Source organism: Kurthia sp. Dielmo, assembly GCF_000307285.2.
GTDB lineage: Bacteria > Bacillota > Bacilli > Bacillales_A > Planococcaceae > Kurthia > Kurthia populi.
Genome location: NZ_CAEP01000191.1, coordinates 1 through 576, shown reverse-complemented (window position 1 = coordinate 576; position 576 = coordinate 1). Strand labels below are relative to the sequence as shown.

The 576-nt window shown below is 43.9% G+C and carries 1 protein-coding gene; it reads left to right on the top strand.

From position 1 onward, the window contains the following. A partial coding sequence (locus KTHG_RS00105; protein WP_139991793.1) for an IS256 family transposase occupies nt 1–576 on the top strand: 576 nt, incomplete at both ends.

The following is a 576-nucleotide window of genomic DNA, read 5'->3' as shown; positions in this document are numbered from 1 at the left end:
CGTTTATTTAGATGCGACGTATATTCCAATTAAACGTGATACGGTGGCGAAAGAAGCCGTTTATTTAGCGATTGGTATTCGTTTGGACGGCTCAAAGGAAGTGCTCGGTTATACGATTGCGTCGACCGAGTCTGTTCATGTATGGCGTGAGCTATTGGAAGACTTCCGTGAACGTGGAATGGAAGAGGTCCTTCTATTTATTTCAGATGGCTTAAAAGGTATGGAAACGATGCTTTCTGAAGTGTATCCGCACGCGCGTTATCAAACGTGCCTCGTTCATGTGCAGCGTAATTTGAGTCATAAAGTGCGGACGAAAGATCGTGCAGAAGTGTGTGACGACTTCAAACAAGTGTATCGTGCTGAAACGCTAGAAGAAGCGATTGAAGCACGCGAACGCTTTATCAAAAAGTGGCAGACTGCCTATCCGAAGCTCGTGCCAATGGTCAAAGGCGATGCCATTTTAACGTTCTACGCTTTTCCACAGTCGATTCGCCGTAGTATTTACTCAACAAATTTGATTGAATCGGTGAATAAACAGCTGAAAAAATATACGAAACGTAAGGAACAGTTTCCGAA